21 protein-coding genes are annotated in these 23,374 nt (G+C 71.7%); 10 read left to right on the forward strand and 11 right to left on the reverse strand.

Features of this window, described 5'->3' with window-relative positions; all coding sequences use genetic code 11:
- Nucleotides 1-107: 107 nt before the first annotated feature.
- The 3 genes from ACH4KB_RS15635 to ACH4KB_RS15645 all read right to left on the reverse strand — a co-directional run bounded on the left by ACH4KB_RS15635 (nucleotide 108) and on the right by ACH4KB_RS15645 (nucleotide 3,218).
- A complete protein-coding gene (locus tag ACH4KB_RS15635) occupies nucleotides 108-659 on the reverse strand; it encodes a tellurite resistance TerB family protein (RefSeq protein ID WP_398066487.1) in 552 nt (183 codons plus the stop codon).
- 149 nt (nucleotides 660-808) lie between these two features.
- Nucleotides 809-1,465 (reverse strand): DedA family protein, encoded by a 657-nt coding sequence (locus tag ACH4KB_RS15640; RefSeq protein ID WP_398066546.1) that lies wholly within the window; start codon nucleotides 1,463-1,465, stop codon nucleotides 809-811.
- 934 nt (nucleotides 1,466-2,399) lie between these two features.
- Nucleotides 2,400-3,218 carry an APH(3'') family aminoglycoside O-phosphotransferase gene (locus ACH4KB_RS15645; RefSeq protein ID WP_398066488.1) on the reverse strand — a complete coding sequence of 273 codons (819 nt, stop codon included), beginning with the start codon at nucleotides 3,216-3,218 and terminating at the stop codon, nucleotides 2,400-2,402.
- Between the two features lie 116 nt (nucleotides 3,219-3,334).
- Here ACH4KB_RS15645 and ACH4KB_RS15650 point away from each other — a divergent pair, with 116 nt between their 5' ends.
- From ACH4KB_RS15650 to ACH4KB_RS15665, 4 genes are all read left to right on the forward strand, one after another.
- Nucleotides 3,335-3,958, forward strand: a complete 624-nt coding sequence (locus ACH4KB_RS15650) for a class I SAM-dependent methyltransferase (protein ID WP_398066489.1) — start codon at nucleotides 3,335-3,337, stop codon at nucleotides 3,956-3,958.
- A 94-nt stretch (nucleotides 3,959-4,052) separates the two neighbouring features.
- Nucleotides 4,053-4,736 (forward strand): response regulator, encoded by a 684-nt coding sequence (locus ACH4KB_RS15655; protein ID WP_398066490.1) that lies wholly within the window; start codon nucleotides 4,053-4,055, stop codon nucleotides 4,734-4,736.
- On the forward strand, nucleotides 4,733-6,262 hold the full coding sequence (locus ACH4KB_RS15660; RefSeq protein ID WP_398066491.1) for an ATP-binding protein: 1,530 nt from the start codon (nucleotides 4,733-4,735) through the stop codon (nucleotides 6,260-6,262). Before ACH4KB_RS15655 ends, ACH4KB_RS15660 begins: the two co-directional genes overlap by 4 nt.
- Nucleotides 6,259-6,846: a hypothetical protein gene (locus ACH4KB_RS15665; protein WP_398066492.1), complete on the forward strand. Its 588-nt coding sequence runs from the start codon at nucleotides 6,259-6,261 to the stop codon at nucleotides 6,844-6,846. The genes ACH4KB_RS15660 and ACH4KB_RS15665 overlap by 4 nt, the downstream gene beginning before the upstream one ends.
- A gap of 139 nt (nucleotides 6,847-6,985) precedes the next feature.
- Here ACH4KB_RS15665 and ACH4KB_RS15670 read toward each other — a convergent pair whose 3' ends face one another.
- From ACH4KB_RS15670 to ACH4KB_RS15685, 4 genes are all read right to left on the reverse strand, one after another.
- A complete protein-coding gene (locus ACH4KB_RS15670; RefSeq protein WP_398066493.1) occupies nucleotides 6,986-10,330 on the reverse strand; it encodes a S8 family peptidase in 3,345 nt (1,114 codons plus the stop codon).
- A gap of 232 nt (nucleotides 10,331-10,562) precedes the next feature.
- The gene (locus ACH4KB_RS15675) at nucleotides 10,563-11,111 is read right to left on the reverse strand and encodes a GNAT family N-acetyltransferase (protein ID WP_398066494.1); all 549 of its coding nucleotides are present in this window, start codon (nucleotides 11,109-11,111) and stop codon (nucleotides 10,563-10,565) included.
- A 70-nt stretch (nucleotides 11,112-11,181) separates the two neighbouring features.
- Nucleotides 11,182-12,120 (reverse strand): sigma-70 family RNA polymerase sigma factor, encoded by a 939-nt coding sequence (locus tag ACH4KB_RS15680; RefSeq protein ID WP_398066495.1) that lies wholly within the window; start codon nucleotides 12,118-12,120, stop codon nucleotides 11,182-11,184.
- Nucleotides 12,121-12,130: 10 nt separating this feature from the next.
- Nucleotides 12,131-13,321 carry an NAD(P)/FAD-dependent oxidoreductase gene (locus ACH4KB_RS15685; protein ID WP_398066496.1) on the reverse strand — a complete coding sequence of 397 codons (1,191 nt, stop codon included), beginning with the start codon at nucleotides 13,319-13,321 and terminating at the stop codon, nucleotides 12,131-12,133.
- Nucleotides 13,322-13,840: 519 nt separating this feature from the next.
- On the opposite strand from ACH4KB_RS15685, the gene ACH4KB_RS15690 reads away from it, so the two are divergent.
- From ACH4KB_RS15690 to ACH4KB_RS15715, 6 genes are read left to right on the forward strand one after another with little or no spacing between them, the layout of a single operon-like run.
- The gene (locus ACH4KB_RS15690; protein WP_050363096.1) at nucleotides 13,841-14,143 is read left to right on the forward strand and encodes an urease subunit gamma; all 303 of its coding nucleotides are present in this window, start codon (nucleotides 13,841-13,843) and stop codon (nucleotides 14,141-14,143) included.
- On the forward strand, nucleotides 14,140-14,478 hold the full coding sequence (gene ureB / locus ACH4KB_RS15695) for an urease subunit beta (protein WP_398066497.1): 339 nt from the start codon (nucleotides 14,140-14,142) through the stop codon (nucleotides 14,476-14,478). Before ACH4KB_RS15690 ends, ureB begins: the two co-directional genes overlap by 4 nt.
- 1 nt (nucleotide 14,479) lies before the next feature.
- Nucleotides 14,480-16,183: an urease subunit alpha gene (locus tag ACH4KB_RS15700; protein WP_398066498.1), complete on the forward strand. Its 1,704-nt coding sequence runs from the start codon at nucleotides 14,480-14,482 to the stop codon at nucleotides 16,181-16,183.
- Nucleotides 16,183-16,848, forward strand: coding sequence for an urease accessory protein UreF (locus ACH4KB_RS15705; protein ID WP_398066499.1), 666 nt, complete (start codon nucleotides 16,183-16,185; stop codon nucleotides 16,846-16,848). Before ACH4KB_RS15700 ends, ACH4KB_RS15705 begins: the two co-directional genes overlap by 1 nt.
- Nucleotides 16,841-17,593: an urease accessory protein UreG gene (gene ureG, locus ACH4KB_RS15710; RefSeq protein WP_398066500.1), complete on the forward strand. Its 753-nt coding sequence runs from the start codon at nucleotides 16,841-16,843 to the stop codon at nucleotides 17,591-17,593. The genes ACH4KB_RS15705 and ureG overlap by 8 nt, the downstream gene beginning before the upstream one ends.
- Nucleotides 17,590-18,357, forward strand: a complete 768-nt coding sequence (locus ACH4KB_RS15715) for an urease accessory protein UreD (protein WP_398066501.1) — start codon at nucleotides 17,590-17,592, stop codon at nucleotides 18,355-18,357. The genes ureG and ACH4KB_RS15715 overlap by 4 nt, the downstream gene beginning before the upstream one ends.
- 95 nt (nucleotides 18,358-18,452) lie before the next feature.
- Here the strand turns inward: ACH4KB_RS15715 and ACH4KB_RS15720 are convergent, their stop codons facing one another.
- The 4 genes from ACH4KB_RS15720 to ACH4KB_RS15735 all read right to left on the reverse strand — a co-directional run bounded on the left by ACH4KB_RS15720 (nucleotide 18,453) and on the right by ACH4KB_RS15735 (nucleotide 23,322).
- Nucleotides 18,453-19,706: a sugar ABC transporter permease gene (locus tag ACH4KB_RS15720; protein ID WP_398066502.1), complete on the reverse strand. Its 1,254-nt coding sequence runs from the start codon at nucleotides 19,704-19,706 to the stop codon at nucleotides 18,453-18,455.
- Nucleotides 19,703-20,563, reverse strand: a complete 861-nt coding sequence (locus ACH4KB_RS15725) for an ATP-binding cassette domain-containing protein (protein ID WP_398066503.1) — start codon at nucleotides 20,561-20,563, stop codon at nucleotides 19,703-19,705. Before ACH4KB_RS15725 ends, ACH4KB_RS15720 begins: the two co-directional genes overlap by 4 nt.
- Nucleotides 20,564-20,661: 98 nt before the next feature.
- Nucleotides 20,662-21,741, reverse strand: coding sequence for a substrate-binding domain-containing protein (locus tag ACH4KB_RS15730; RefSeq protein ID WP_398066504.1), 1,080 nt, complete (start codon nucleotides 21,739-21,741; stop codon nucleotides 20,662-20,664).
- A gap of 108 nt (nucleotides 21,742-21,849) precedes the next feature.
- Nucleotides 21,850-23,322 carry an FGGY family carbohydrate kinase gene (locus ACH4KB_RS15735; RefSeq protein WP_398066505.1) on the reverse strand — a complete coding sequence of 491 codons (1,473 nt, stop codon included), beginning with the start codon at nucleotides 23,320-23,322 and terminating at the stop codon, nucleotides 21,850-21,852.
- Between the last annotated feature and the right edge of the window lie 52 nt (nucleotides 23,323-23,374).

A 23,374-nucleotide genomic window follows, 5' to 3' on the forward strand; every position in this document is an offset into this window, starting at 1 on the left:
GGGTTCCCGCCGCTACGGAAAACGCACCGGCCGGCTCTGACGTACCGGCCGGCTCTGACGTACCGGCCGGCTCTGACGTACCGGCCGGTTCTTACGTGCCGGCCGGATCAGAGGCCGAACTCCTGCGGGGACACCCCGAGCGCAGTGCACGCTTCCCGCAGAACCTGCGCCTCAGCCGGGGCGATGTACCCGTCCGCACCGGCGATCACGAAACCGGTCTGGATGACCGCCTTGGCCTCCACAGGCTTCTTCGCGGCCTTGGCGATCTCCTGCATGGCCTCGGTCTTGCCCTGCTGGAAGTTGAACATCATCTGATCGACATGCTTGTTGAACCTCTGCCGCAACTGCTCCGGAGGGAAGTTCTGCAGGACGTCGTTCTGCAGGATCAACGTCTCCACGTGGTGCCGCTCGGCGGGGTCGACAGAGCCGTCGGCGGCCGCGACCAGAGCGCACATCGCCATACTGGCGTCCCGGTACGCCCCGCTCTTGAGCTCCGTCTTGAGCGAGCCGAGCTGCGACTTGAGCAGCCCCACCAACTTCTCCTTCGAGCCGCCCGCGGCTCCCGTACCCGCCTGCCGCTGGCCGACGGGGCCCCTCGTGCCCTGCGACTGCTGCTGCAGCCCCTTGGCCTGGTCCTTGATGCGGTCCCACATAGCCATGCGTGCCACCTTGTCGATCGGATCGATGGTCCGCGCAGTGTGTGCGCGGCCACTTGCAACCATTCGTCGTGGTCCGCTCGTCGGCGGCCCCCGTCCGGTGACCGGTGAGCCTCCCGGAGCAGGAGGCTCCGGGAGGCTCGGCGAACCGGTCACGCGTGGTCCTTCTGCCGATCACCCCGACGGGAACGCAGCCTGCGACCGACCGCCACTGCCAGCGCCACGACCACCAGTACCAGAACAACCTTCGAGAGCACCCCGACGTAACTCTCCACGAGCTCCCACTGATCACCCAGCAGATATCCGGCCATGATCAGGATGAAGTTCCAGATGAAGCTGCCCAGAGCGGTGAGGAGGACGAAGACCGGCAGAGGCATCCGCTCAAGGCCGGCCGGGACGCTGATCAGGCTGCGGAAGATCGGAATCATCCGACCGAAGAAGATGGCCTTCATGCCGTGCTTGACGAACCACTCCTCGGTCTTCGTGAGGTCGGAGACCTTCACCAGCGGAAGCCGCTCCCACAGCGCGTACATGCGGTCCCGGCCGAAGAGAGCGCCGATCTGATAGAGGGCGACAGCCCCCACCACCGACCCCAGCGTCGTCCAGAACAGAGCGGAGAACAGGCTGATCACTCCCTGCCCCGCGGCGAAACCCGTCAGTGGCAGAATGATTTCGCTCGGCAACGGCGGAAAGAGGTTCTCCAAGGCGATCGCCAGCCCGGCCCCGGGGCCGCCCATGGTTTCGACAAGGCTGGTCGCCCACCCTGCGATGCCGCTCGCCGGCTCCGAGGCGAGGAGGAAATGCTGCATGTGTGTCTGCTCCAGGACTGAGTAGGGGGCCGAGGCCGGAGTGCCGACCAACTCGGCGTCACATTTTTTCGGGGTCGGAAATCCCGCAGGGGCCGGTCGGATACCGAGAGAGGAATCCGAGGTCCGTCACGAGCGCATCGCGGCGGAATTCCGTAGGACGCGGGGCGTGCTGGCATGTGTCCGCCATCGGGAGATCAGGGCCCGGGGCCACCGGGGCCTGATCACAGAAGAGGTCCCGGCATGGCGCGGTTCACCGGGGCGAACGGCGAGCCGCCGCAGGGCTTCGGGCTGTGCGGGGCCCGGGGGCTGCCGCACGGTGATGCAGGGCGGGCCGCTCAGCAGAGAAGGATCTGGACACGGACAGGGCTTCGTGATCCTGAGTGCGAGGAATGCTGCCGGGCGACATCCGTCGCGCAGTCGTGGAGATCCGGTGATGAGAAGGGAATACCTGCCTGCACGGGGGGTGAGGTTGTCGTGCTTCCCGCCTTGTGGCGGTGCTGGAGCGTGACGTCACCGTCGACGCCCTCCAGCGGAGCGCTCGGCCCTGACCTGTCGAATACGGACACGGAGTGATAATGAGCTGCCGTGTCAACGGTCTGCGGGGTCGGGGCGGAGGCGCCGAGAGCGAACGCGGAAATCATCAGGAGCACGGCGATACCGGCGTAGAAGGCCAACATCTCCCTGCAGCGCATTCCTACGCTCCCTGTCCCGGTCGATTCGGCTCGTAGGGCGAAGTGCCAAAGCCGCTCGGCGAATTGCCGCCGCCGGACTGCACTCTAACAGCCCGAACTGAAGCGAACCTGAAGCGCATTTCTCCGTACGGCTCACGCGCTGCCGGAGCCGTACGTCCACCGGCCCGGCCGTCGACGCGGCGGTGCGGTACCCGGAGAGCGGCGAGTGCGCCGCCGCGGCTTCCACCCCTCGGGAGCGCGTATCAGCCCCAGGTGAGCGGGTCGAGATGGAGGTAGAAACGCAGGCGCTCCTGATCCGGGGCGGTGCCGTACCGCTCGGCGAACGCCGCGTCCGCGACCTGCGCCCGCTCCTCGTCCACCCATGTCTCGCGCGCGTTGGCGAGCAGCAGCGCCAGGTCGGCGTGGCGGTCGGCCGCTCCCAGGCGGCCCAGGTCGATGAAGCCCGACACCTCCAGGGTCTCCGGATCGAGGATGATGTTGGGCAGACACAGATCGCCGTGGCAGACGACCGTGTCGGCGGCCTCCTGATCCCGTCGCCGGGGGATCTCCCCGGTGAGGCGGGCCAGCAGCTCCCCGGGGGGCACGCGTTGCTGCTCCACCGGGAGGAACTCCGGATGCACGGCGCCCCGGGCCACGACGTCACGTGCGACGTCGACCACGGAGTCCAGCCCCCGGCGGAACGGACACGAGGCCACGGGCACCTCGTGCAGCCCACGGACCGCGTCCGCGATGTGCCCCCAGGAAACGCGAAGATCCTCGGCGCGCACCTGATCAGCGGGTACGCCCGAAACCGCACGGGTGACCAGGCAGGCGCCCGCATCGGCGGCGTACCAGTCGAGCACCCGGGGACCCGGTACGCCCTGACCGCTCAGCCAGGCGATCCGGTCGCGTTCCGCCTTGAGCCCGGCCGCGTCCGCGGCGGGCACGCACTTGGCGTACCGGGCGGCGTCCACGGAGCGAAAGACGGAGGCACCCGATTCGCCCGTGGCGACAGGCAGCCAGTCGCCCCCCACGCCGAACAGCACCGGCGAGACGGCTCCGGGCTCGCAGTGATCACTCATGGCGGAGACTCTAGCCAGCCCGCCGCACCGGGCCGGCCCGGAGCCACCCGAACCGGACTCCGTATGACAGGCTCGTTTATGCTCCCGCTGGGGGCTGACCGGAGGGCAAGCTGAACATGACTGGGCAACGCGACCGTTGGGCGGAACTGACCGGTGGACAGGCTGGGGAGGAATACGCCCAGCGGTTCGCACGGCTCGCCGAGTCGGGCCACGACATCCACGGCGAGGCCTCCTTCTGCGCCGCGTTGCTTGAACCGGCCTCCCGAGTACTCGACGCGGGCTGCGGCACCGGCCGGATCGCGATCCGCCTCGCCGAACTGGGCCACCACTGCACCGGCGTGGACGTCGACGCCTCGATGCTCGCCGTCGCACGCCGCGAAGCACCCGCACAGGACTGGCTCCTCGGCGATCTGGCCCGGTTGGACGCCCTCGGCCTGGATCCCGGCTTCGACCTGGTGCTCGCCGCGGGAAACGTCATCCCGCTGCTGGCCCCCGGCACCGGAGCGAGAGTCGTCGGGCACCTGGCCGCCGCCCTGCGCCCCGGCGGTCTGCTGGTCACCGGCATGGGACTGGACGCGGCACACCTGCCGCTCGACGAAGCTCCAATGACCATCACCGAGTTCGACCGGTGGTGCGCGGGGGCCGGACTGACCCTGCGGCAGCGCTGTGCGACCTGGAACGGAGACCCGTACGACGACGGCGGCTACGCGGTCAGCGTGCACACCCGACCCGCCGCGTGAACCCGCGGCCTCTTGGGCAGTCCGCTCCCCGCCGCTCGCTCACCGGAAGCCCCCTTTCGCGATCCTTCCTGTCCCAGGACCTGGAGATACCGGCATGCCACGCGTCGTCCTCGTCGAAGATGATCCGTCCGTACGCGACGGCGTCGAGTTGGGGCTGCGCCGCCGCGGGCACGAGGTCCTCGCCACCGCGACCGGCGAGGCCGGCCTGGAGGCGCTGGCCGCTTTCCGCCCCGACCTCCTGCTGCTCGATCTGATGCTGCCCCTGATGGACGGTGTCGAGGTGTGCCGCCGCGTACGCGCCAACAGCCAGCTGCCGATCATCATGCTCACCGCGCGCGGCGATGACGTGGACATCATCGTCGGTCTGGAGGCCGGTGCGGACGACTACGTCGTCAAGCCCGCCCGTACCGAGGTCATCGAAGCCCGTATCCGTGCTGTGCTGCGCAGCATCGAAGCCCCGGCCGGTGCCCGGCCCGCCGTCGAACACCACGGCGACCTGGACATCGACCGTGCCGGTCACACCGTCCTGAAGTCGGGCCGTCCGGTCCCGCTCGCACCTTCCGAGCTGAAGCTGTTGCTGTTCCTCTCCGCGGCTTCGGGAAAGGTCTTCAGCCGGCAGCGGCTCCTGGGAGAGGTCTGGGACCACAGCTACCACAGTGATGTGCGCCTGGTGGACGCCTGCGTGCGCCGACTCCGCATCAAGATCGAAGACCTGTCCGACAGCCCTCGGTACATCCAGACCGTGCGGGGATTCGGCTACCGCTTCGGCCCCCTGTGAAGATACCCGGAGCGGCCGCCGCGTTCGGGGTGCGCACCCGGCTGGTCCTCGCGTTCCTCCTGGTGGCCGCGGTCAGCGCGGTCACGACGGCCGCGCTGACCTACCGGGAGGCGCGCAGCGCGGTCCTCGAACGCGCACAGGACACGGCCGTCGCCTCCTTCCGCGAGGAGGTCGAGCGGTTCGTCCCCGGCCTGCCCCTGGACCCGGAATCGGTCCGGTGGGACCTGTACGACATCGCGGCCCGCTCCAAACCCCATCCCTGGATCGTGTTCGCCGAGTACGGCTCGGTGCGCGTCTCCTCCGGCGACCGGCCCGTCTCCGGTGTGCTGACCCGGGAGCTGCGCCGCGCCGCGCGGACCGCGCCGCACGGCAGCTTCCAGCGGGTCGTCAAGGACGGGAACGCGTATCTGACGATCGGGATGCCGGTGATGACACGGGTCGTCGCTGGCGGCGGCGCGGTGCCCAGCGGTCTGGTCCTCTTCGCCGTGATGCCCATGACGAACGAGGAGACGGACATCGACGCCCTGGTGACCGCCGCCCGCGACGGTGCGCTGCCGGGGCTGGCCGTGGCCCTGGTGCCCGCCCTGTTCGCGGCGCGCAGCGTGCTGCGCCCCGTGCGTGAACTGCGGCGTGCCGCGGACTCCATGGGCGGTGGGCGGCTCGACGCGCGGATCACCGTGCGCGGCAGGGACGAAATGGCCGACCTCGCCCGGACGTTCAACAGCTCGGCGGCCCGCCTCGAACACTCCGTACAGGAACTCCGGGACGCCGGGGCGCGGGCCCGGCGTTTCGCCTCGGACGTCTCGCACGAACTGCGCACCCCCCTCGCGGGGATGCTGGCCGTCACGGACGTGCTGGACGAGGAGGCCGGAACGCTCGACCCGGACACCGCCCGGGCGGTGCGCCTGATCAGCGCCGAGACCGGCAAACTGGCCGTGCTGGTGGAGGACCTGATGGAGATGTCCCGCTTCGACGCCCGCGCGGCCGGACTCAGCACCGACGAGGTGGACGCGGCGGAGGCCGTACGGAGAACCCTGTCCGGCAGGCAGTGGCAGGACCGGGTCCGTGCGGAGCTGCCCGAGGGCGTCCGCATCCGCCTCGACCCGCGACGCTTCGACGTCATCGTGGCCAACCTCGTCGGCAACGCCCTGCACCACGGGGCCGAACCCGTCACCGTCCGGCTGTCGGCCCGCGCGGGTGCGCTGATCACCGAGGTGCGCGACAGCGGTCCCGGGATCGCCCCCGAAGCGCTGCCGCACGTCTTCGACCGCTTCTACAAGGCGGACGCCGCACGTTCCCGCTCGTCGGGCAGCGGCCTCGGACTCGCGATCACCCAGGAGAACGTGCGCCTCCACGGCGGCACGATTTGGGCTTCGAGCCCGCCCGGCGGCGGCGCGCTGTTCACCGTGGAACTGCCCTTCGACGGGCCCGCCGCCTCGAAGCACGGCGTGCCGGACGGTCAGGCTGCCGCACACGGCGATGGGCCGGGGGCCGGCCCTGACGACGGCACGGAGGCCCACGCGTGAGGAGGCGGGCGTTCCGCGCGCTCGGGCTGACCACGCTGCTGGTGCTCGCCGGGGCGCCGCTCTCCGGCTGCGGTATCCGGGAGACGGGCGTGGTCGGGGCGGGGAGGCCGCCGGTCGGCGACCTGTTGCCCCCGCGTGACACCCGGGTGCTGTTGTTCTTCTTCTCTCCCGACGACGAACTGCTGCCCGTGCCACGGATCGTCGACGTCCCCTGGCAGGGCGACCCGGAGATCTCGGCCTCGGAGAGCGAGGAGGCGAGCGAGGCCCTGTCGCCCCTGACGGCCGTCACCGCCCTGCTCGACGGGCCGAACAAGGCCGAACGAGGGGCCGGGCTCCGCAACGCCTCCTCACTGCCCCGTGAGGCGTCCGTCGTGGACCGGGTTCTGACGGGTGATTCCACCGTGGAGATCAGGCTGGACCTGGTGGTGAGACGGCTGTCCGCCCCCGCCCGCGACCAACTCGTCTGCACGGCCGCCTTCGCCGCGCAGACGCAGGGGGCTCTGCCCGTCACCCTGGTCGGACGGGACGGTCGCCTCGCTCCGGCCGACTGCTCCCTCCGCCCGGCCCCGGCCCCGGCACGCTGAGCGCGGAAAGGGGCGCGGGAACGGGCGGAGGGAGCAGTCCACCACACCGACGGCATGACGGCAGCCCGCCGGAACTTCCGTTCCGGCGGGCCGGTTCGCCAGGCATCACCCCGGGCGGTGTTCCGCCCGGGGTGATGCCTCACCTTCCGAAGAAGGCGTTGTGGATCGTGACCGTCGACTCGTTGCCGCTCTTGTCGGTGACGACGGCCTTCAGCGAGATCCCCTTGCCCTTCGCCGGGGCGTTCACGGTGACCTTGCCCGCGGTGACCTTGGCGGGCAGCCACTTCTCGGTGTCGTACGACACCGTGACCCGCAGCGACTTCAGGCCGGCTCCGGCCGCCGCGCCCTGCACCACGACGGGGAACGTCTGCTGGGAGCGCGCCGGAACGGTGGAGTCCAGCGCGAGCCGCGGCCGGAAACGGACCGTGGAGACCGGCAGCGTCGCCGGAGCCTCGGTGCGGGCCGAGGAGAAGGTCCACGAGGCGTCGATCCGGTTCCCGGCGCGGTAGACCGCCGGGTTCCGGTTGATCGTGGTCGCCACCTTGTACGTGGCGGACTCCGGCGGCAGCGCGAAGAACCGCTCGTCGATGGCCGCGTCCTCCTTCGCGTACAGCACTCCGTCACGGTGGATGGTGGTGGTCGCACCGGCGTACCGGGCGAACCCGGGATGGCCCGGCCCGTCGCTGACCAGTGCCAGCGAGCCGTAGAGGTTGTCGCCGTCGCGCACGAGCCCGTCACCGGCCTCGATCCGCGGCCCCATCACACCGGCGTGGAAGGTCTCGGTGTGCGTCGTCCCCGGCTCGAAACGGCGTGACCGCGCGAACGAGTAGGCCCCTTCGACCTGCCGGCCGCCGGCCGCGTCCTTCTCACCCAGCACACCGGCCGCGATGTTCCAGACGGCGTCGTCATCCGTGGACAGGTACACCTTCCGGGTCCCCGGCAGGGGGTGCGCGGAGTAGAGCGCGGCGATCCCCCCGTTGGCCAGTTCACCGTCCGCCCTGACGATGCCGTCGAGGCCGGGCACGGACGATCCGATCCGCACCTTCACCAGGGCCATGTTCTTGGTCGTGTACGTCTTGCTGTATCCGGTGGCCAGCTCCGGGACCAGACTGCCGGCGAGCGCGTTGTACTCGGTCGCCCCCTGCCTCCAATGTGCGGACCACTGCTGGTAGAGGGAGGCGTCGCCGGTCACCGGGGAACCTTGGTACGCGGTGCGGACGTTGTCGAAACTTGTGAAATCGCTCCACAGAGTGATGCCCGTCTCGGGCGTGTTCAGCGCGTACATCATCCCCGCTCGCGTCGGAGTGGCCGCCGCGTCCGGCACCTTGAACGTCACCGGACGGGTGGTCCGGGCGTCGAGGTCGACCGTGGTCGGGCCCGTCACCGAGAACTGGGGGTTGTTGATCAGGTCGGCGCCCTTGCCCGGTGCCGCGGGGTCGATCAGCATGTCGGCCGACAGGTTGTAGGTGCCGCGCGGCAGCCGGACGGTGGCCGAACCGGACGACAGGTCGGGGAAGAACCGCAGGCCCGAGGCGTGACCGTCGTACCCCTTCAGGTCCGCCTGCCAGCCGGTGCTGGGTGCGCCGTCCCGTCCCTTGGCGTTGAAGGTGACCTCGTACGACTCGGCCTCACGCTCCACCGCTGCCGCCGTGCGCACGCTCTGGCCGCCCCCGGACGCCACGACCGTGGCGGAGTAGGAGCCGTCGACCGTACCGCCGAGGCGGGTGTCGGCCGTCAGGTCCACGGCGGCGGTACCGCCCGCGGGGACCTTGACCCGCTGGGCCCCGAGGGTGAAGAAGCCGGCCGGGGCGGGCCGGCCGTCCCCGCCGGTCGGCGCGGACAGCGACAGGTCCAGCGTCACGTCGGCGCTGCCGTTGTTGCGGTACGTCACCCGCTCGGTGACGGGGGTGTCGTCGGTGTGTGGCCAGGCCTGGGTGCCCAGGTTCACGGAGACCGGCTCGGCGACGACCGTCTGGTCGATCGCCTTGTCGACGGTGAGCCGGCCCGCGCCCTGCTGGAAGACCGAGTGGGAGCCGTCCTTGGCCGAGCCCGTCAGGGCGGCCTTGATCCGGTCGCCCGTCCAGGCGGGGTTCTTCTGCTTGAGGATCGCAGCGGCCCCCGCGACGTGCGGAGTCGCCATCGACGTGCCGTTCAGGCTGTGGTAGCCGGGCGGGTTCTGCCCCGCCACGCCCTCCGCCGCGGCCGCCGTGATGGAGACGCCCGGCGCGGTGATGTCGGGCTTGACGGCCTTGTCACCGGTACGGGGACCGACGCTGGAGAAGTCGGCCATCAGGTCGTCGTCGTCGACGGCGCCGACGGTCAGGGCCGCGTCGGCGCTGCCCGGCGACGCGACCGTGCCCTCATTCGGGCCGTTGTTGCCCGCGGCTATCGCGAACAGCACGCCCTTTTCTGCGGAGACCTTGTTGACCTGGGCTTCCAGCGGGTCGATGCCGGGGGTGTCGAGGCCGCCCAGGCTCATGTTGATGACGTCGGCGCCCTGGGCGACGGCCCAGTCGACCCCGGCGATGATGCTGGAGTCGTCACCGACACCGTGGTCGTCGAGCACCTTCGCGTTGATCAGCCGGGCTCCGGGGGCCACGCCCTTGAACCGGGCGTCCTTCGCACCGGTGCCGGCCGCCGTGGAGGCCACGTGCGTGCCGTGCCCGTCACGGTCCTTGGCGTCAGGGGAGCCGCTGAAGTTGCGCTCCGCGGCCACCCGGCCCGCCAGGTCCGGATGAGTGTCGTCGATGCCGGTGTCCACGACGGCGATCTTCACACCGGTGCCGTCGAACGACCGGGCCCAGGCCGCCGGGGCGCCGATCCGGCCGGTGCTGCGGTCGAGCGAGGCCTTGCGGACACCGTCGAGCCAGATCCGCGCGATGCCGGACGCGGTGGCCGCCGAACCGTCCTTCCGCTGACGCGTCAGGGCGTCCCACAGCGCGCCCTCGCTGTCGGTGGCGGCGGCACTGGTGACGGCATCGGCGTCGAGGGCGGACAGGGTCCGGCGAACGGTGGTGCCGTCGGCGGACCGCACCTCGGCGCGGGCGGTCCCGGCCGCCGCTCCCCGGTAGCCGACGATCACCTTGAGCCCCGCCCGGTGGGCCTCGATGCTCTCCGGCCTGGCCAGTGCGGTGATGTCGAACAGCCGCCGGTCCAGCCTGCCGTCGGCGATCAGCTGCCGGGCGTCACGCGGCACCACATGGGTGCGGCCGTCGTGGATCTCGGTGAAGAAGGGGATGTCCTCCCGGCCCTTGGCCCGCTGGATGCCACCGACCCGGCCCTTGGCGTCCACGAGGACTCGGTCGCCGGTGATCAGGGTGACGGTGTCGACGGTCCGGCCGTCTGGCTCTAAGGCCTTGGCGGTGGACGGGGATGCCGGGTCCGGGCCGTCGGTCTTCCCCGAGGCCGGAGCGGTCATGCCCGCGGTCAGGGCGACCGAGGCCGCGGCGACGAGCGCGTACGCCCTCGTTGATCTTTTTCGCAAGACTGTCCCTGCTCAGGAGTGGTTCGGGCGGGCGAAGGCCCGGCCGTGCGGGGCGCGTTGGGATACGCGTTCGGCCCCGGATTCCTGAGTATGCCGAGGCCGTTCGGGCGCACTCAATGATCGTTGTGTAACAGCGGAACACCCTGACACGGCTTGCTCGCGAGGGCGTACGGCGCGGGCTCGGCGCGTGGGCGTACGGCGCGGGCTCGGCGCGTGGGCGTACGGCGCGGGATCAGCCGGGCGGCGTGACCGGACTCCGCACGCCCAACCACTGCTCGGCGCCGTACTCCTCGAACCGGGCCACCTCGGTGAACCCCAGCTTCTGCGCGAGGCGCATCGAGGGGCTGTTGGCGATCCGGGTGCAGAGCACCACCGGTTCGCCGGGAAGCGTGGCGGCGAACCAGGCGAGCGCGGCGGCGCATGCCTCGGAGGCGTACCCGAAGCCCCAGGCTTCCGGCAGGAACAGGTAGCCGAGTTCGGTCTGCCCGGCATCGGGACGGAGGTGATCCGGGAGTTCCCCGGGCCGACGGTCGAGAGTGACCGAGCCGATCATCGCTCCGTCGAGCTCGACCACGAAGAAGCCCCGCCGTCGCCCCGGCACCTCGGGGACGGAGCGTTCGAGGGCGTCGCGCGGTTGGGGGCCACCGATGTGAGCGCCCACCTCCGGCGATGCGAACAGCTCGATGAACGCCGCGCGGTCCCGCGCCTCGGACCCGCGGAGCACGAGCCGTCGCGTCCTGATCGGGGTGGGCGGCCAGGCGGCGCTGTGGAGTTCAGTCATGGCGGGCAAGCTATCGCACGGCGCGAGAGGAGCCGCCCCGCCCTCCTCGGCGACCTCCGCCACGGGCCGGTCACCACGCGCCGATGACCGGTACTCCGGGTTTGTTGTGCTGCCACGCCTCGTCGAGGCGCGCGAGCCGGTCCGTGGCGGCGATGCCGTACAGGGACGCGACCTTGCCGTCGCTGAGCTCGAACGCCACGGCTCCCACGACCCGGCCCCCGACCACGGCGACGACGGCCGGGGTGCCGTTGACCCGCGCGAGATGCATCGCGAGCGGGCCGCCGGCCAGCCGCCGCTTCGCCGGCGTCGGTTTGAAACCCGCCCGCGCGAAGGAGGCGACCCGCTCGCGCGACGTGTACCGCAGCAGCCGCCTGGCCAGTCCGGCGCCGTCCGAGACCGCCGTCACGTCGTCGGTGAGCAGCGCCACCAGCCGATCGGTGCGCCCCGACGTGGCGGCGGCGAGGAACTCCTCGACGACCCGGCGCGCGGACGCGGGGTCGGCCGCGCCGCCGCGGCGGCGCTCGGCGGCGACCCGGGTACGGGCCCGATGGGCATGCTGCTGGCTCGCCGACTCGGTGATGTCGAGGATCGCGGCGATCTCGGCGTGGCTGTACGAGAAGGCCTCCCGCAGGACGTAGACGGCCCGCTCGGCCGGCGAGAGGCGCTCCAGGAGGGTCAGTACCGCAAGGGTCACCGATTCACGCTGCTCGAAGGTGTCGGCAGGGCCGAGCATCGGGTCGCCGTCGAGGAGCGGTTCGGGCAGCCACGCGCCGGCCGTTCGCTCGTGACGCGCCTGTGCCGAGCGGAGCCGGTCGAGGCAGAGGTTGGTGGCGACCTTGGTCAGCCACGCCTCCGGTACCTCGATCCGCTCGCGGTCCGCGGCCTGCCACCGCAGGAACGTGTCCTGCACGGCGTCCTCGGCGTCGGCCGCCGAGCCGAGCAGACGGTACGCGAGCGAGGCCAGCCTGCTCCGGCCGGCCTCGAACTGATCGACGGCTGCGCTGTCCATGCGCAACAGCCTAGGCTGCGACCCGCGCACCGGCCCCGTCCGCCGCGAGGGCCAGCCGGTGCCTGCGCTTCGGCAGGCCGAAGGTCGGATGGGCGATGCCCCACTCGGCCCCCTTGAGCACACCCGACTTGAGCCGTGCGGCGGTCCGGCCACCGAGGTACCAGGCCTTCGACCGGACCTCCCCGTCCACCATCTGGAAGATGGCGTCCCGCCGTCCGAGGCTGATGTGGTTGCCGACGTACTTCAGCCCGGAGGCCGGGGCCTCACGGCCCGTCAGGCGCGCGATGATCGCGGCGGTCGCCCGCATGTTGGTGAAACCGGCCGAGGCGCAGGACATCGGCAGCGGCCGGCCGTTCTCGCCGATCGCGTAGGCGCAGTCGCCCGCGGCGTAGACGTCCGGGTGAGAGACCGAACGCATGGTGCGGTCGACGACGATCTGGCCCGTCCCGGCGACCTCCAGACCGGCGGCGGCCGCCATGGGGTGCACGGCGAACCCGGCCGTCCACACCGTCACATCGGCCGGGAGGGTCCCGCCGTCGGCGGTGATCACCCGGGTCGGCTCGACGGCTTCGACGGCGGTGTGTTCGTGCACGGTGACGCCGAGCCGGTCGAAGGCGCCGCGCAGATGACGGCGCGCCTTCGGGGAGAGCCAGGCGCCCAGCTCACCGCGGGCCGCGAGGGCGACCGAGAGCCCGGGACGCGACTCGGCCAGCTCGGTCGCGGTCTCGATGCCGGTCAGCCCCTCGCCGACGACCACGACGGTGCCGCTCCCGCCCAGGCCGGCCAGGCGCTCGCGCAGACGCAGTGCCGAGGACCGGTCGGCCACATCGAAGGCGTACTCGGCCGCGCCGGGGACGCCATGGTGGGCGACGGAGCTGCCGAGCGCGTAGAGAAGGGTGTCGTAGGAGAGTTCACCGGCACCGTCCTCGCCGGTCACGGCGACGGTCCTGTGCTCGGGGTCGATACCGGTGACACGCGCCAGACGCAGCCGCACCCCGGTGCCCGCGAATACGTCGGTGAGTTTGCGGGACGCGAGATCCTGGCCACTGGCGAGCTGGTGGAGACGCATCCGCTCGACGAAGTGGGGTGCGGCGTTGACGACGGTGATCTCGGTGTCGGCGGGGGAGAGCCTGCGGGCCAGGTTGCCGGCGGCGAAAGCCCCGGCGTAGCCGGCGCCGAGTACGACGATGCGGTGCTTCATGACATGGCTCCTGTCTCGTTCGCGTGCCCCTTGAACGGGACAGCGCTCCGATTGCTGACAGGGGTCATGTGTGAGGCGGGTCACCCGGCGTACCCATCCCTTCGGCGCCCGGCTCCGAATCCCTGGTGAGGGGGCCCGGACTTCTTCCGAAGGAGCAGGTGGGACCGATGACACGGTCACTCCTCACCCCTGATCTTCCGCCCCGTTTCGAGACGCCGGACCTTCCGGGGGCGCGAACCGGAGACGCCGTTCGGTCACCATCGCGTCCCACCCGGCAGCAGGGCGGACCGGGCGGGACGCCGCCACCGGAACCTTCCGGTCGGCCCGCTCCCACGCGCTGAACCCGGTAGCCGACCGACCGAATTTTGTACGTTTTGCCCGTATGTAGTGGGTCGTAACCACAAAAAGGGACTTTTTGCCGTGCGCAGGAATTTGCCACGCCGCGAAGAGAAGGGCTATAAGAGGCATGTGGTTCAGGCGCCTCCGGGAATTCCGGGGAGGCCGCCATGGAGGTTTCCCATGTTTCTGACTCCGTCCGACACGGAGAAATTGCTACTGAGTGTTGCCGGAATGATCGCCCGTGACCGGCGTGCCCGCGGCGTCCGCCTCAACTACCCGGAGACCGTCGCCCTGCTCGCGTGCTGGGCGATGGAGCGGGCCCGTGAGGGAGCCCCGGTCAGCGAGCTGATGACAGCGGGGAGGGCCGTGCTCACCCGCGCTGAAGTGCTGGAAGGCGTCCCCGAGATGCTGCACGACGTCCAGGTCGAGGCGACCTTCCCGGACGGGCGCAAGCTCGTCACGATCACCTCGCCGATCCCGTGATCCCGGGCGAGATCCGGACCGGCTCCGGAGTGGTGCACATCAATGCGGAAAGCGCGGTATTGCCTCTCACCGTGGTGAACGACGGAGACCGGCCCATTCAGGTCGGATCTCATCTGCATTTCTCCGACGCGAATCCGGCACTTTCTTTTGACCGGGCCGCCGCCCGGGGATTTCGGCTCGATATTCCGTCGGGCACGTCGCTGCGCTTCGAGCCGGGGGTCGGCGTCGACGTCAGCCTCGTCGAACTCCGCGGCCGCCGCCGTGTTCCCGGCATTGTCCTGCCGGGGACCCGTACACCCGCCTCCACACCCACGCCTCGAACGGAGGACCTGTGACATGGCCCAGCTGACCCGCGCCGCCTACGCCTCGCTCTACGGCCCCACCACCGGGGACCGGATCCGCCTCGCCGACACCGATCTGTGGATCGAGGTCGAGGAGGACCGGTGCTTCGGCGGCGACGAGGCCGTCTTCGGGGGCGGCAAGTCCATCCGCGAGTCGATGGCCCAGGCCACCGCGTCCCGGGCCGAGGGCGCCCCCGACCTGGTCATCACCAACGCGGTCGTTCTGGACCACTGGGGCGTCGTCAAGACCGACATCGGCGTCCGCGACGGGCGGATCGTCGCCCTCGGCCGTTCCGGCAATCCCGACATCAGTGACGGCGTCCATCCGGATCTGGTGATCGGCCCGGGCACCGACGTGATCTCCGGCGAGGGGCGCATCCTCACGGCCGGAGCCGTCGACACCCACGTCCACTTCCTGATGCCGGAGACCCTCCACGAGGCGCTCGCCACCGGCACCACCACCGTCATCGGGGGCGGCACCGGCGCCACCGAGGGCTCCAAGGCCACCACCGTCACCCCCGGCGCCTGGAACCTCGCCATGATGCACCGGTCCCTGGACCGCGTCCCGCTCAACGTCATGCTGTTCGGCAAGGGCTCCACCGTCGGTGAGGAGGCCCTCCGCGAGGCGGCCCTCGGCGGCGCCGGCGGCTACAAGGTCCACGAGGACTGGGGCGCCACCCCGGCCGCGATCGACGCCGCCCTTCGGGCGGCCGACGCGTACGGCCTCCAGGTGGCGCTGCACGCGGACAGCCTCAACGAGGTCGGCTACGTCGAAGGCACCCTCGACGCCATCGCCGGACGCGGTATCCACGTCTTCCACGCGGAGGGCGCGGGCGGCGGCCACGCTCCCGACATCATCACCGTGGCCTCCCACCCGAACATCCTCCCGGCATCCACCAACCCGACGCTCCCGCACACCGTCAACACCGTCGCCGAGCATCTCGACATGCTGATGGTGTGCCACCACCTCAACCCCCGGGTGCCCGAGGACCTGGCCTTCGCCGAGTCCCGGATCCGGGCCACCACCATCGCCGCCGAGGACGTGCTGCACGACATCGGCGCACTCTCCATCACCTCCTCCGACGCCCAGGCGATGGGTCGCATCGGTGAGGTCGTCTGCCGCACCTGGCAGGTCGCCCACGTCATGAAGCAGCGCTTCGGCGACCGCGGCAGCGAACTGCCCGCCGACAACGAGCGGGCGCGCCGGTACGTCGCCAAGTACACGATCTGCCCGGCCGTCGCCCACGGCATCGACCACGTCGTCGGCTCCGTCGAGCCCGGAAAACTCGCGGACCTGGTGCTCTGGGACCCCGCCTTCTTCGGGATCCGGCCCGCCGCCGTCATCAAGGGCGGCATGGCCGTGTACGCGCCGCTCGGCGACGCGGGCGCGGCGATCCCCACCACCCAGCCGGTCCTCCTGCGCGCCACCGCCGCCGCCGAGGCCGCGCCGCACCTGTCCGTCAGCTTCGTCTCCCCGTTGGCGCTGGCCGACGGGCTGGCCGAACGGCTCGGCCTGGTCCGGGAGTTGGTCGCCGTTCGGCCCACCCGCCACCTCACCAAGGCGGACCTGCCGAACAACACGGCGCTCCCGGCCATCGACGTGGACCCGGAGACCTTCGCCATCCGCATCGACGGGGAGCTCGTCGAGCCCGCCCCCGCCGCCGAACTGCCGCTGGCCCAGCGGTACAGCATGTTCTGATGGCGCTCCTCGCCCCCTACCTCCTCGCCGACGGGCGGCTCCCGGTCGGCGCCCACACCTACAGCGCGGGCCTCGAACCCGCCGTCGCGGCGGGCCTCACCCGCGCGGAGATCCCCGCGCTGCTGAGGGCCCGCCTGCACACCACCGTCGTCACCGAAGCCGCCGCCGCCGTACTGGCCCTGCGGGCGGCCCGGCGCGACCCGGTGGAGTACGCGCCCGTGCAGGAGGCGCTCGCCGCCCGGACGCCGACGGCGCCGCTGCGCGAGGCCTCCGCCGCACTGGGCCGAGGCGTGCACCGCCTCGCCCGCCGGCTGGCCCCCGGCCACCCCGCGGTCACCGCCCTGACACGGCTCCACCCGCGCCCCCTGCGGCCGGTCACCCTCGGGGCGCTCGGCGCCGCCCTGGGAGTGGAGGAGGAGGCGCTGGCCCACGGCGTCGTCTACGACGAACTGCAGACCATCGCCTCCGCCGCGCTCAAGCTGCTGCCCGGCGACCCCCTCGAATCGGTCGCGTGGATCGTCGCCGCCGAGGCGGACGCCGCGAGAGCCGTCACCGAAGCACTGGCCGTGCGCACCCCCGCCGAACTCCCCGCCCGAACACCACCGCTCACCGAGCAGTGGGCACTCGAACACGACCGACGCGAACGGAGACTCTTCCTTGCCTGACAACGCATCCGCCCAGCAGCCCGGACAACCGGCCCAGGGCCCCAACGAGCACTACCACCAGCCGCTCAACCAGCCGCGCGCCCTGCGCATCGGCGTCGCCGGCCCCGTCGGCACCGGCAAGAGCTCCATCCTCGCCACCCTCTGCCGCGAACTGGCCGGCGAGCTCTCCATGGCCGTCGTCACCAACGACATCTACACCGACGAGGACGCCCGCTTCCTCCGCTCGGCCGGAGTCCTGCCCACCGAACGCATCCGCGCCGTCGAGACCGGAGCCTGCCCGCACACCGCGATCCGCGACGACGTGAGCGCCAACCTCGACGCGGTCGAGGACCTGGAGGAGGCCTACGGACCATTGGACCTGGTGCTCATCGAGAGCGGCGGCGACAACCTCACCGCCACGTTCAGCCCCGCCCTCGCCGACGCCCAGCTCTTCAGCATCGACGTCGCGGGCGGCGGGGACGTCGCCCGCAAGGGCGGACCGGGCATCACCGGCGCGGACCTCCTGGTCATCAACAAGACCGACCTCGCCCCTCATGTGGAGGTCGACGTGACCGCGATGGTCGCCGACGCCGAACGGGCCCGCGACGGTCTGCCCGTCCTCGCGCTGTCCAAGCACGACCCGGAGTCGATCGCCCAACTGGCCGACTGGGTGCGGTCCGTGCTGGTACGCCACCGCTCCGGCACCCATGTGCCGACCGACCCCGGCCCGATGGCGCCCCACAGCCACAGCCACGACGGCTCGTGACCGGCCCGCCCGCCCCCGCCGCCCGCCCGGCGGAGCCCGACGACCCCACGGTCGTCGCCGTCGAGCGTGACGCCTCCGGCCGGCACCTCGCCCGCGAGCTGTCTCCCGGGGCGTTCCTCGCCCCCCGCCCCCTGCTGCCGTGCGCGGACCGCCTGCGGATCGCCCTCGTCGGCACCCGGGCGGGACTGCTGGCCGGCGACGATCTCCGGCTGCACGTATCGGTAGGCCCGGGGGCCCGCCTGGAGCTGGTCGAACCCTCCGGTCTGGTGGCGTACGACCACCGGGGAGGCAGATCGGCGTGGCGGGCCAGGGTCGACATCGCGGCGGGAGGCCGACTGGACTGGGACGGGAAGCCGTTCGTCATCGCGCACGGGGCGTGGGTCGACCGCACGATGGAGGTGACGCTCGCGCCCGGCGCCCGGATGCTTCTGCGCGACACCCTCGTCCTGGGCCGCTCCGGTGAACGCGGCGGCCGCGTCCGGGCCAGGACCCGGGCCGTGCACGAGGACCGGGAACTGCTGGTCGAGGACCTCGACCTGACCGACCCGGACCTACGCGAGCTGCCCGGCATCCTCGGCCCGAACCGGATCATCGGCTCCGTCACCGCCCTCGGCGCCCGCCCGCCAGGACCGCCCCACCCCTACCGGACGGACCTCGCGGGACCAGGGGCCCAGGTCCGGCTGCTGGACACCGAGGCACCGGCGATGGAAGCGGAGCTGGCGGACCTGTGGGACCACTGGCGGACCGAGCAGGAACCCGAATGACGCTCGGCAGGGGCGGCCCAGCACCGTGAAGAGGCCGGGTACCGCCCGGTCCCACAGTGCCGCACCGCGCGGCCGGCCGGATACGGGCGGTGCCTTCAGGCCCTGCCGTGGGAGACCCGCGAACGCCGGGCCACGGCATCCAACGACACCGCCAGCAGCAGTACCCCGCCGGTCACCATGAAGCGGTACGCGGAGTCGAGATTCAGCAGCGTGAGCCCGCTGGAGATGGACTGGATCACGAGAACGCCGAGCAGCGCGGCGAACGCGGTGCCCCGGCCGCCGAACAGACTGGTGCCGCCGATGACGGCCGCCGCGATGGCGTTGAGGTTGACGTCACCGCCGCCGCTGCTCTGGTTGGCCGCCGCGAGCCGTGAGGCGGAGAGGACGCCGCCGACGCACGCCAGCGTCGCGCACAGCACGAACGCGGTCGTGAGGACGGCCCTCACGTTCACGCCCGCACGCCGGGCGGCCTCCAGGTTGCCGCCGACCGCGTACATCGACTTGCCGAACGAGGTGCGGGACAGGACGTAGTGCAGCGCCAGCACCAGGGCGAGGAAGAACACGAACATCCAGCCCACCCCCCGGTCCCGGTTGAGATACCAGACCGCCGCGCCGAGGCCGGCCAGCAGCGCCAGACTCCGTCCGGCGAGCAGGCGCCGGGAGGCGGCGGTGAGCCCCGCCCGGCGGCGCTCCGACGCACGGGCGGCACCGGTCGCGTACAGCCCCGCCGCACCCGCGACGACCAGCGCGTACGCCAACCAGGGCGACAGGAACTGGAGTTGGGCGAAGGACACCAGGCCCGAGTCGAAGGGCAGGTTGATCGACCCCTTGGGGCCGAGTATCCACAGCTGCACGCCGAGGAAGCCGAGGAGGCCGCCGAGGGTGATGACGAAGCTGGGTACCCCGATCCGGTGGTGGACCTGGGCGTAGAACCAGCCGATCAGACCCGCGAGGGCCAGCGAGACGGCGACGGCGAGCCACGCCGGCAGCCCCCGGTCCACGAAGAGGACCGCCAGTACGGCAGCGCCGAGACCGCTGACCGAGCCGACCGACAGATCGATCTGGCCGACGAGGAGGACACAGACGACTCCCAGGGCGATGATGCCGACCGGCACGCTTTCGAGGGCGAGGTTCGTGAGATTCGCGCTCGACAGGAAGATGGGGTTGAGGATCTGCATCACGACCCAGATGACGACCAGCCCGGCCAGGACGGGCAGGAGACCGAGGTCGCCGCCGCGCAGCCGGACAAGAACCGCTCGCAGGCGGTCGCGCGCACCGGCGGACCGGGGCGTCGGATCGAGGCGCTCGGGGGAGAGCTCCGGGTTCGTGACAGCGGCCGGTTCCGTCATGATGCTTCCCCCTGGTGCGCCGCGCCGGTCCGGTACGCCGGCTCCGTTCCGTCGCCCGTGGCCCGGTCGCGGCCGGCGCGGCGGCTGACCACGTTGTCGGTGGCTCCGGTGATGGCCGCCACCAGCTCCGACGCCGTCGTCCCGGCCGCGTCGAAGACCCCGTTGTTGCGGCCGAGCCGCAGGACGGCCACGGTGTCGGCGACGGCCCGCACGTCGGCCATGTTGTGGCTGACCATGATGACGCCCAGGCCACGCTCCCTCAGACGCTCGATCAGATTGAGGACTTCCGCCGTCTGCGCCACGCCCAGGGCGGCCGTCGGCTCGTCCAGGATGATCACCTTGGGGTCGCCCAGGAGCGTCCGCGCGATGGCCACCGTCTGCCGCTGGCCGCCGGACAGGGCCGCGACCGGGACGCGTACCGAGGGGATCTTCGCCGACAGCTCCCCGAGCAGAGCACGGGAGCGGACCTCCATGCCCACCTCGTCCAGGCGCAGCCCACGCAGCTCGCGCCCGAGGAAGAGGTTCTCCACCACGTTCAGGTTCTCGCACAGGGCGAGGTCCTGGAACACGGTCGCGATGCCGAGCCGTTGTGCGGTGGCCGGGGAGGTGATCGCCACGGTCCCGGCGCCGAAGCCGATGGTTCCGGCGTCCGGCTGGTGCACCCCGGAGAGGACCTTGACCAGGGTGGACTTGCCCGCGCCGTTGTCGCCCACCAGAGCCATGACCTGCCCCGCGGCGACGTCGAGGCCGACATCGGTGAGTGCGGCGACGGCGCCGAAGGATTTGCTGATTCCGCGCAGGGAGAGCAGTGAGCCGCCCGGCGCCTCGTGCGGGGAGGGCGATGAGTCAGCGGACATGGACCGGCCTTCCGGGGCGGGCGGGGGAGTGGTGGCCCGGGCGGGCGTCCCACCCCGCCGCGGACGGTCGTGGGCGCCGCGCGGTCGGGCCGGAGGGACTACGTGAGGCCCGCCTCGGCACAGGCGGCGGCGTACGTCGTCGTGCAGACCTCGGCGGTCTTCAGCGGCTTCCCGTCGCCCACCAGCACCTCCGCGATGTTCTCCCGGGTGACCACGGTGGGGGTGAAGAGTTGCGAGGGCGTGCCGAAGAGGGTGGTGTCGCCCCGGGGCTTCTCTCCCCGGGCGAAGGCGAACGCCGCGGTGGCGGCAGCTTCCGCGACGGTCTTGATGGGCTTGGAGATGGTGTTGTACTGGTCGCCCTTGACGATCCGCTGGGCGGCGGCGAGTTCGGCGTCGTTCCCGGTCACCGGCGGCACGGTCGCTCCGGCCGCCTTGAACGCGGCGATCGAACCGCCGCCCGTGCCGTCGTTGGCGGCCACGACTCCGGCGATCCTCCCCGGGAACTTGGTTATCTGGCCGCTGACCCAGCTCTGCGCCTTCCCCGGTTCCCAGGCAGGGGTGTCGTACTCGGCGAGGAGCTCGTACCCGCTGGAGCCGACCGCGCTGTGTATGCCCTTCTTGATCAGGCCCGCCGCCGCGTCGGTCGGTGATCCGTTGACCTGGAGGAGGCCGCCCTCGGCCGAGGTGGCCTTCAGGTGTTCCACCAGGGACGCGCCGATCATGGAGCCGATCTTCTCGTTGTCGAAGGAGACGTAGTAGTCGGCCTTGACCGCCGGGATCGGCCGGTCGTACGCGATGACCGGGACCCCGCGTCCCTGTGCCGTACGGACGGTGCCAGCCGCCGCGGCGGAGTCCACCGGATCGATCACGATGACGTCGGCACCCTGCGCGAGAGCGGAGTCGGCCTGCTGCTGTTGCTTCGCGGCGTCACCGCCCGCGTTCTGGTACAGGACCTCGCAACCACCGCAGAGATCCTTCACCTTGGACCTGAAGAGGGGAGCGTCGTACAACTCGTACCGGGTGGAGGCGATGTCGGGCATCAGGAACGCGATCTTCGCGTCCTCCGGTGACCTGCCGTCCGTGCCGTCCGGCGCTTTCGTCGTACAGGCGGCGGCGGAGACGATCACCGTCATCGCGGACAGGGCAGCGGCGAACGATCTGACAGAGCGTTGCTTCACTGGAATCTCCTGGTCTTCAGGCGGAGAGCCCTCCTTCGCGTCAAATTAACAGCGCACGTGTTAGTAGTGTCAATGGGCATGTCATAAATAACAGGGGCGGCGGGCCGTTCAGAGACGACCGGGCAACCGTGCGCGAGCCCCCCACTCCGCCCGGGCCGTCGCCAACTCCGCCCGGTACCGCCCGTATCCGTCCTCGTACAGCGCCCGTACGTCCTCCCGCGGATCGACGACCTGGTGGCGTCCCGGAGGGGCCTCGTACCCGGGGGACAGGGAGGCGCGGGCGACGGACACCACGCCGAGCGCCCCGACCTGCTCCTCCAGCGGAACGCGGACGGGCCGGCCGAGTACGTCGGCGATCAGCCGGGCCCACATCACCGACCGGGTGCCGCCGCCGCACAGGGCGAGCGTGCCGCTCAGCCCCGCCGTGTCCAGGCAGTGCCGGGCGGCGTAGCCGATGGCCTCGCAGACGGCCCTCACGGCGTCCTCCCGGCCCGTCGCCAGGCTGAGCCCGTCGAGTCTGCCGTGGGCCGACGGCTCGACGAACGGGGCCCGTTCGCCCGCTTCGGACAGGAAGGGGAAGGCGTGGACGCCCCGGGCCCCGGGCGGGCTGCCGGTGAGCAGGGCGTCCACGTCGGCCGTGGTCGCGCCGACCAGGGCGAGCACCCACTCCAGTGCCGCCGTTCCCACCATGGCGGGCATGGCGCGCAGCCATCGGCCGGGGGTGGGTGTGCACAGCCACATGCCGGCGGGTTCGGCGAGCGGATCGAGATCGACGCGGTCGGTCAGCACCTGGCTCGCGAGGGTCGTGCCGAGGATCAGAACGCCGTCCCCCACCTCACGCACCCCGCTCCCGATGGCACAGGCCGGCAGGTCGTACGGCCCCGCCACGACCGGCAGCCCCTCGGGCAGCCCCAGGAGTCCGGCACCGCGGCCGTCCAGCCCGAGCACCGTGCCCGGAGCGGCGGGAGGAGGCAGCAGCCCCGCCCGGTCCTCGACACCGCAGGCGGCCAGGGCCAGGGGCGCATAGCGGCGGGTACGCGGGTCGAGGAAGGGCAGCGTCGCGTCGGACGCGTCGAGGCACACCCGGCCGGTGAGGCGCTGGGCGACCGCGTCGACGCAGTACCCCGCGACGGCGGCCCGGTCCAGCGAGTCCGGCTCGTGCTCCTGGAGCCAGTTCAGCAGCGGGCCGTGGCACCCGGGGAACATGCCGGAGCCGGTGTGCGCGAAAGCGGTGCTGATCGTGCCGTCCACCAGCCAGCGGGTCACCAGCTCCGAGGCCCGCGCGTCCATCCAGGAGATGGCGGGCCGCACCGGGCGGCCCTCGGAGTCCCGCAGCCACAGACCGTCCCCCTGCCCGGTGAGCGCCACGGCCTCCGGCGGCCGCCCGACCGCGGCGGCGACCTCGCGCACGACCTCGCCGACACCGGCCACGACGTCGTCGAGATCCTGCTCGACCCGTCCACCCGGCAGCATGGCCAGATGCGAGCGTCGGCTCGCGGAGGCCAGGGCGCCACCCGTCCCGTCGAACGCCACGGCCTTGGTGACCGACGTCCCGATGTCCACACCGATGATGGTGCTCACGCGTGGTGCCTCCTGTACGAGCCGGTAGCAGCCGATACGAGCCGATGGGTTC

Source organism: Streptomyces sp. NPDC017520 (genome assembly GCF_044329855.1).
Lineage (GTDB): Bacteria > Actinomycetota > Actinomycetes > Streptomycetales > Streptomycetaceae > Streptomyces.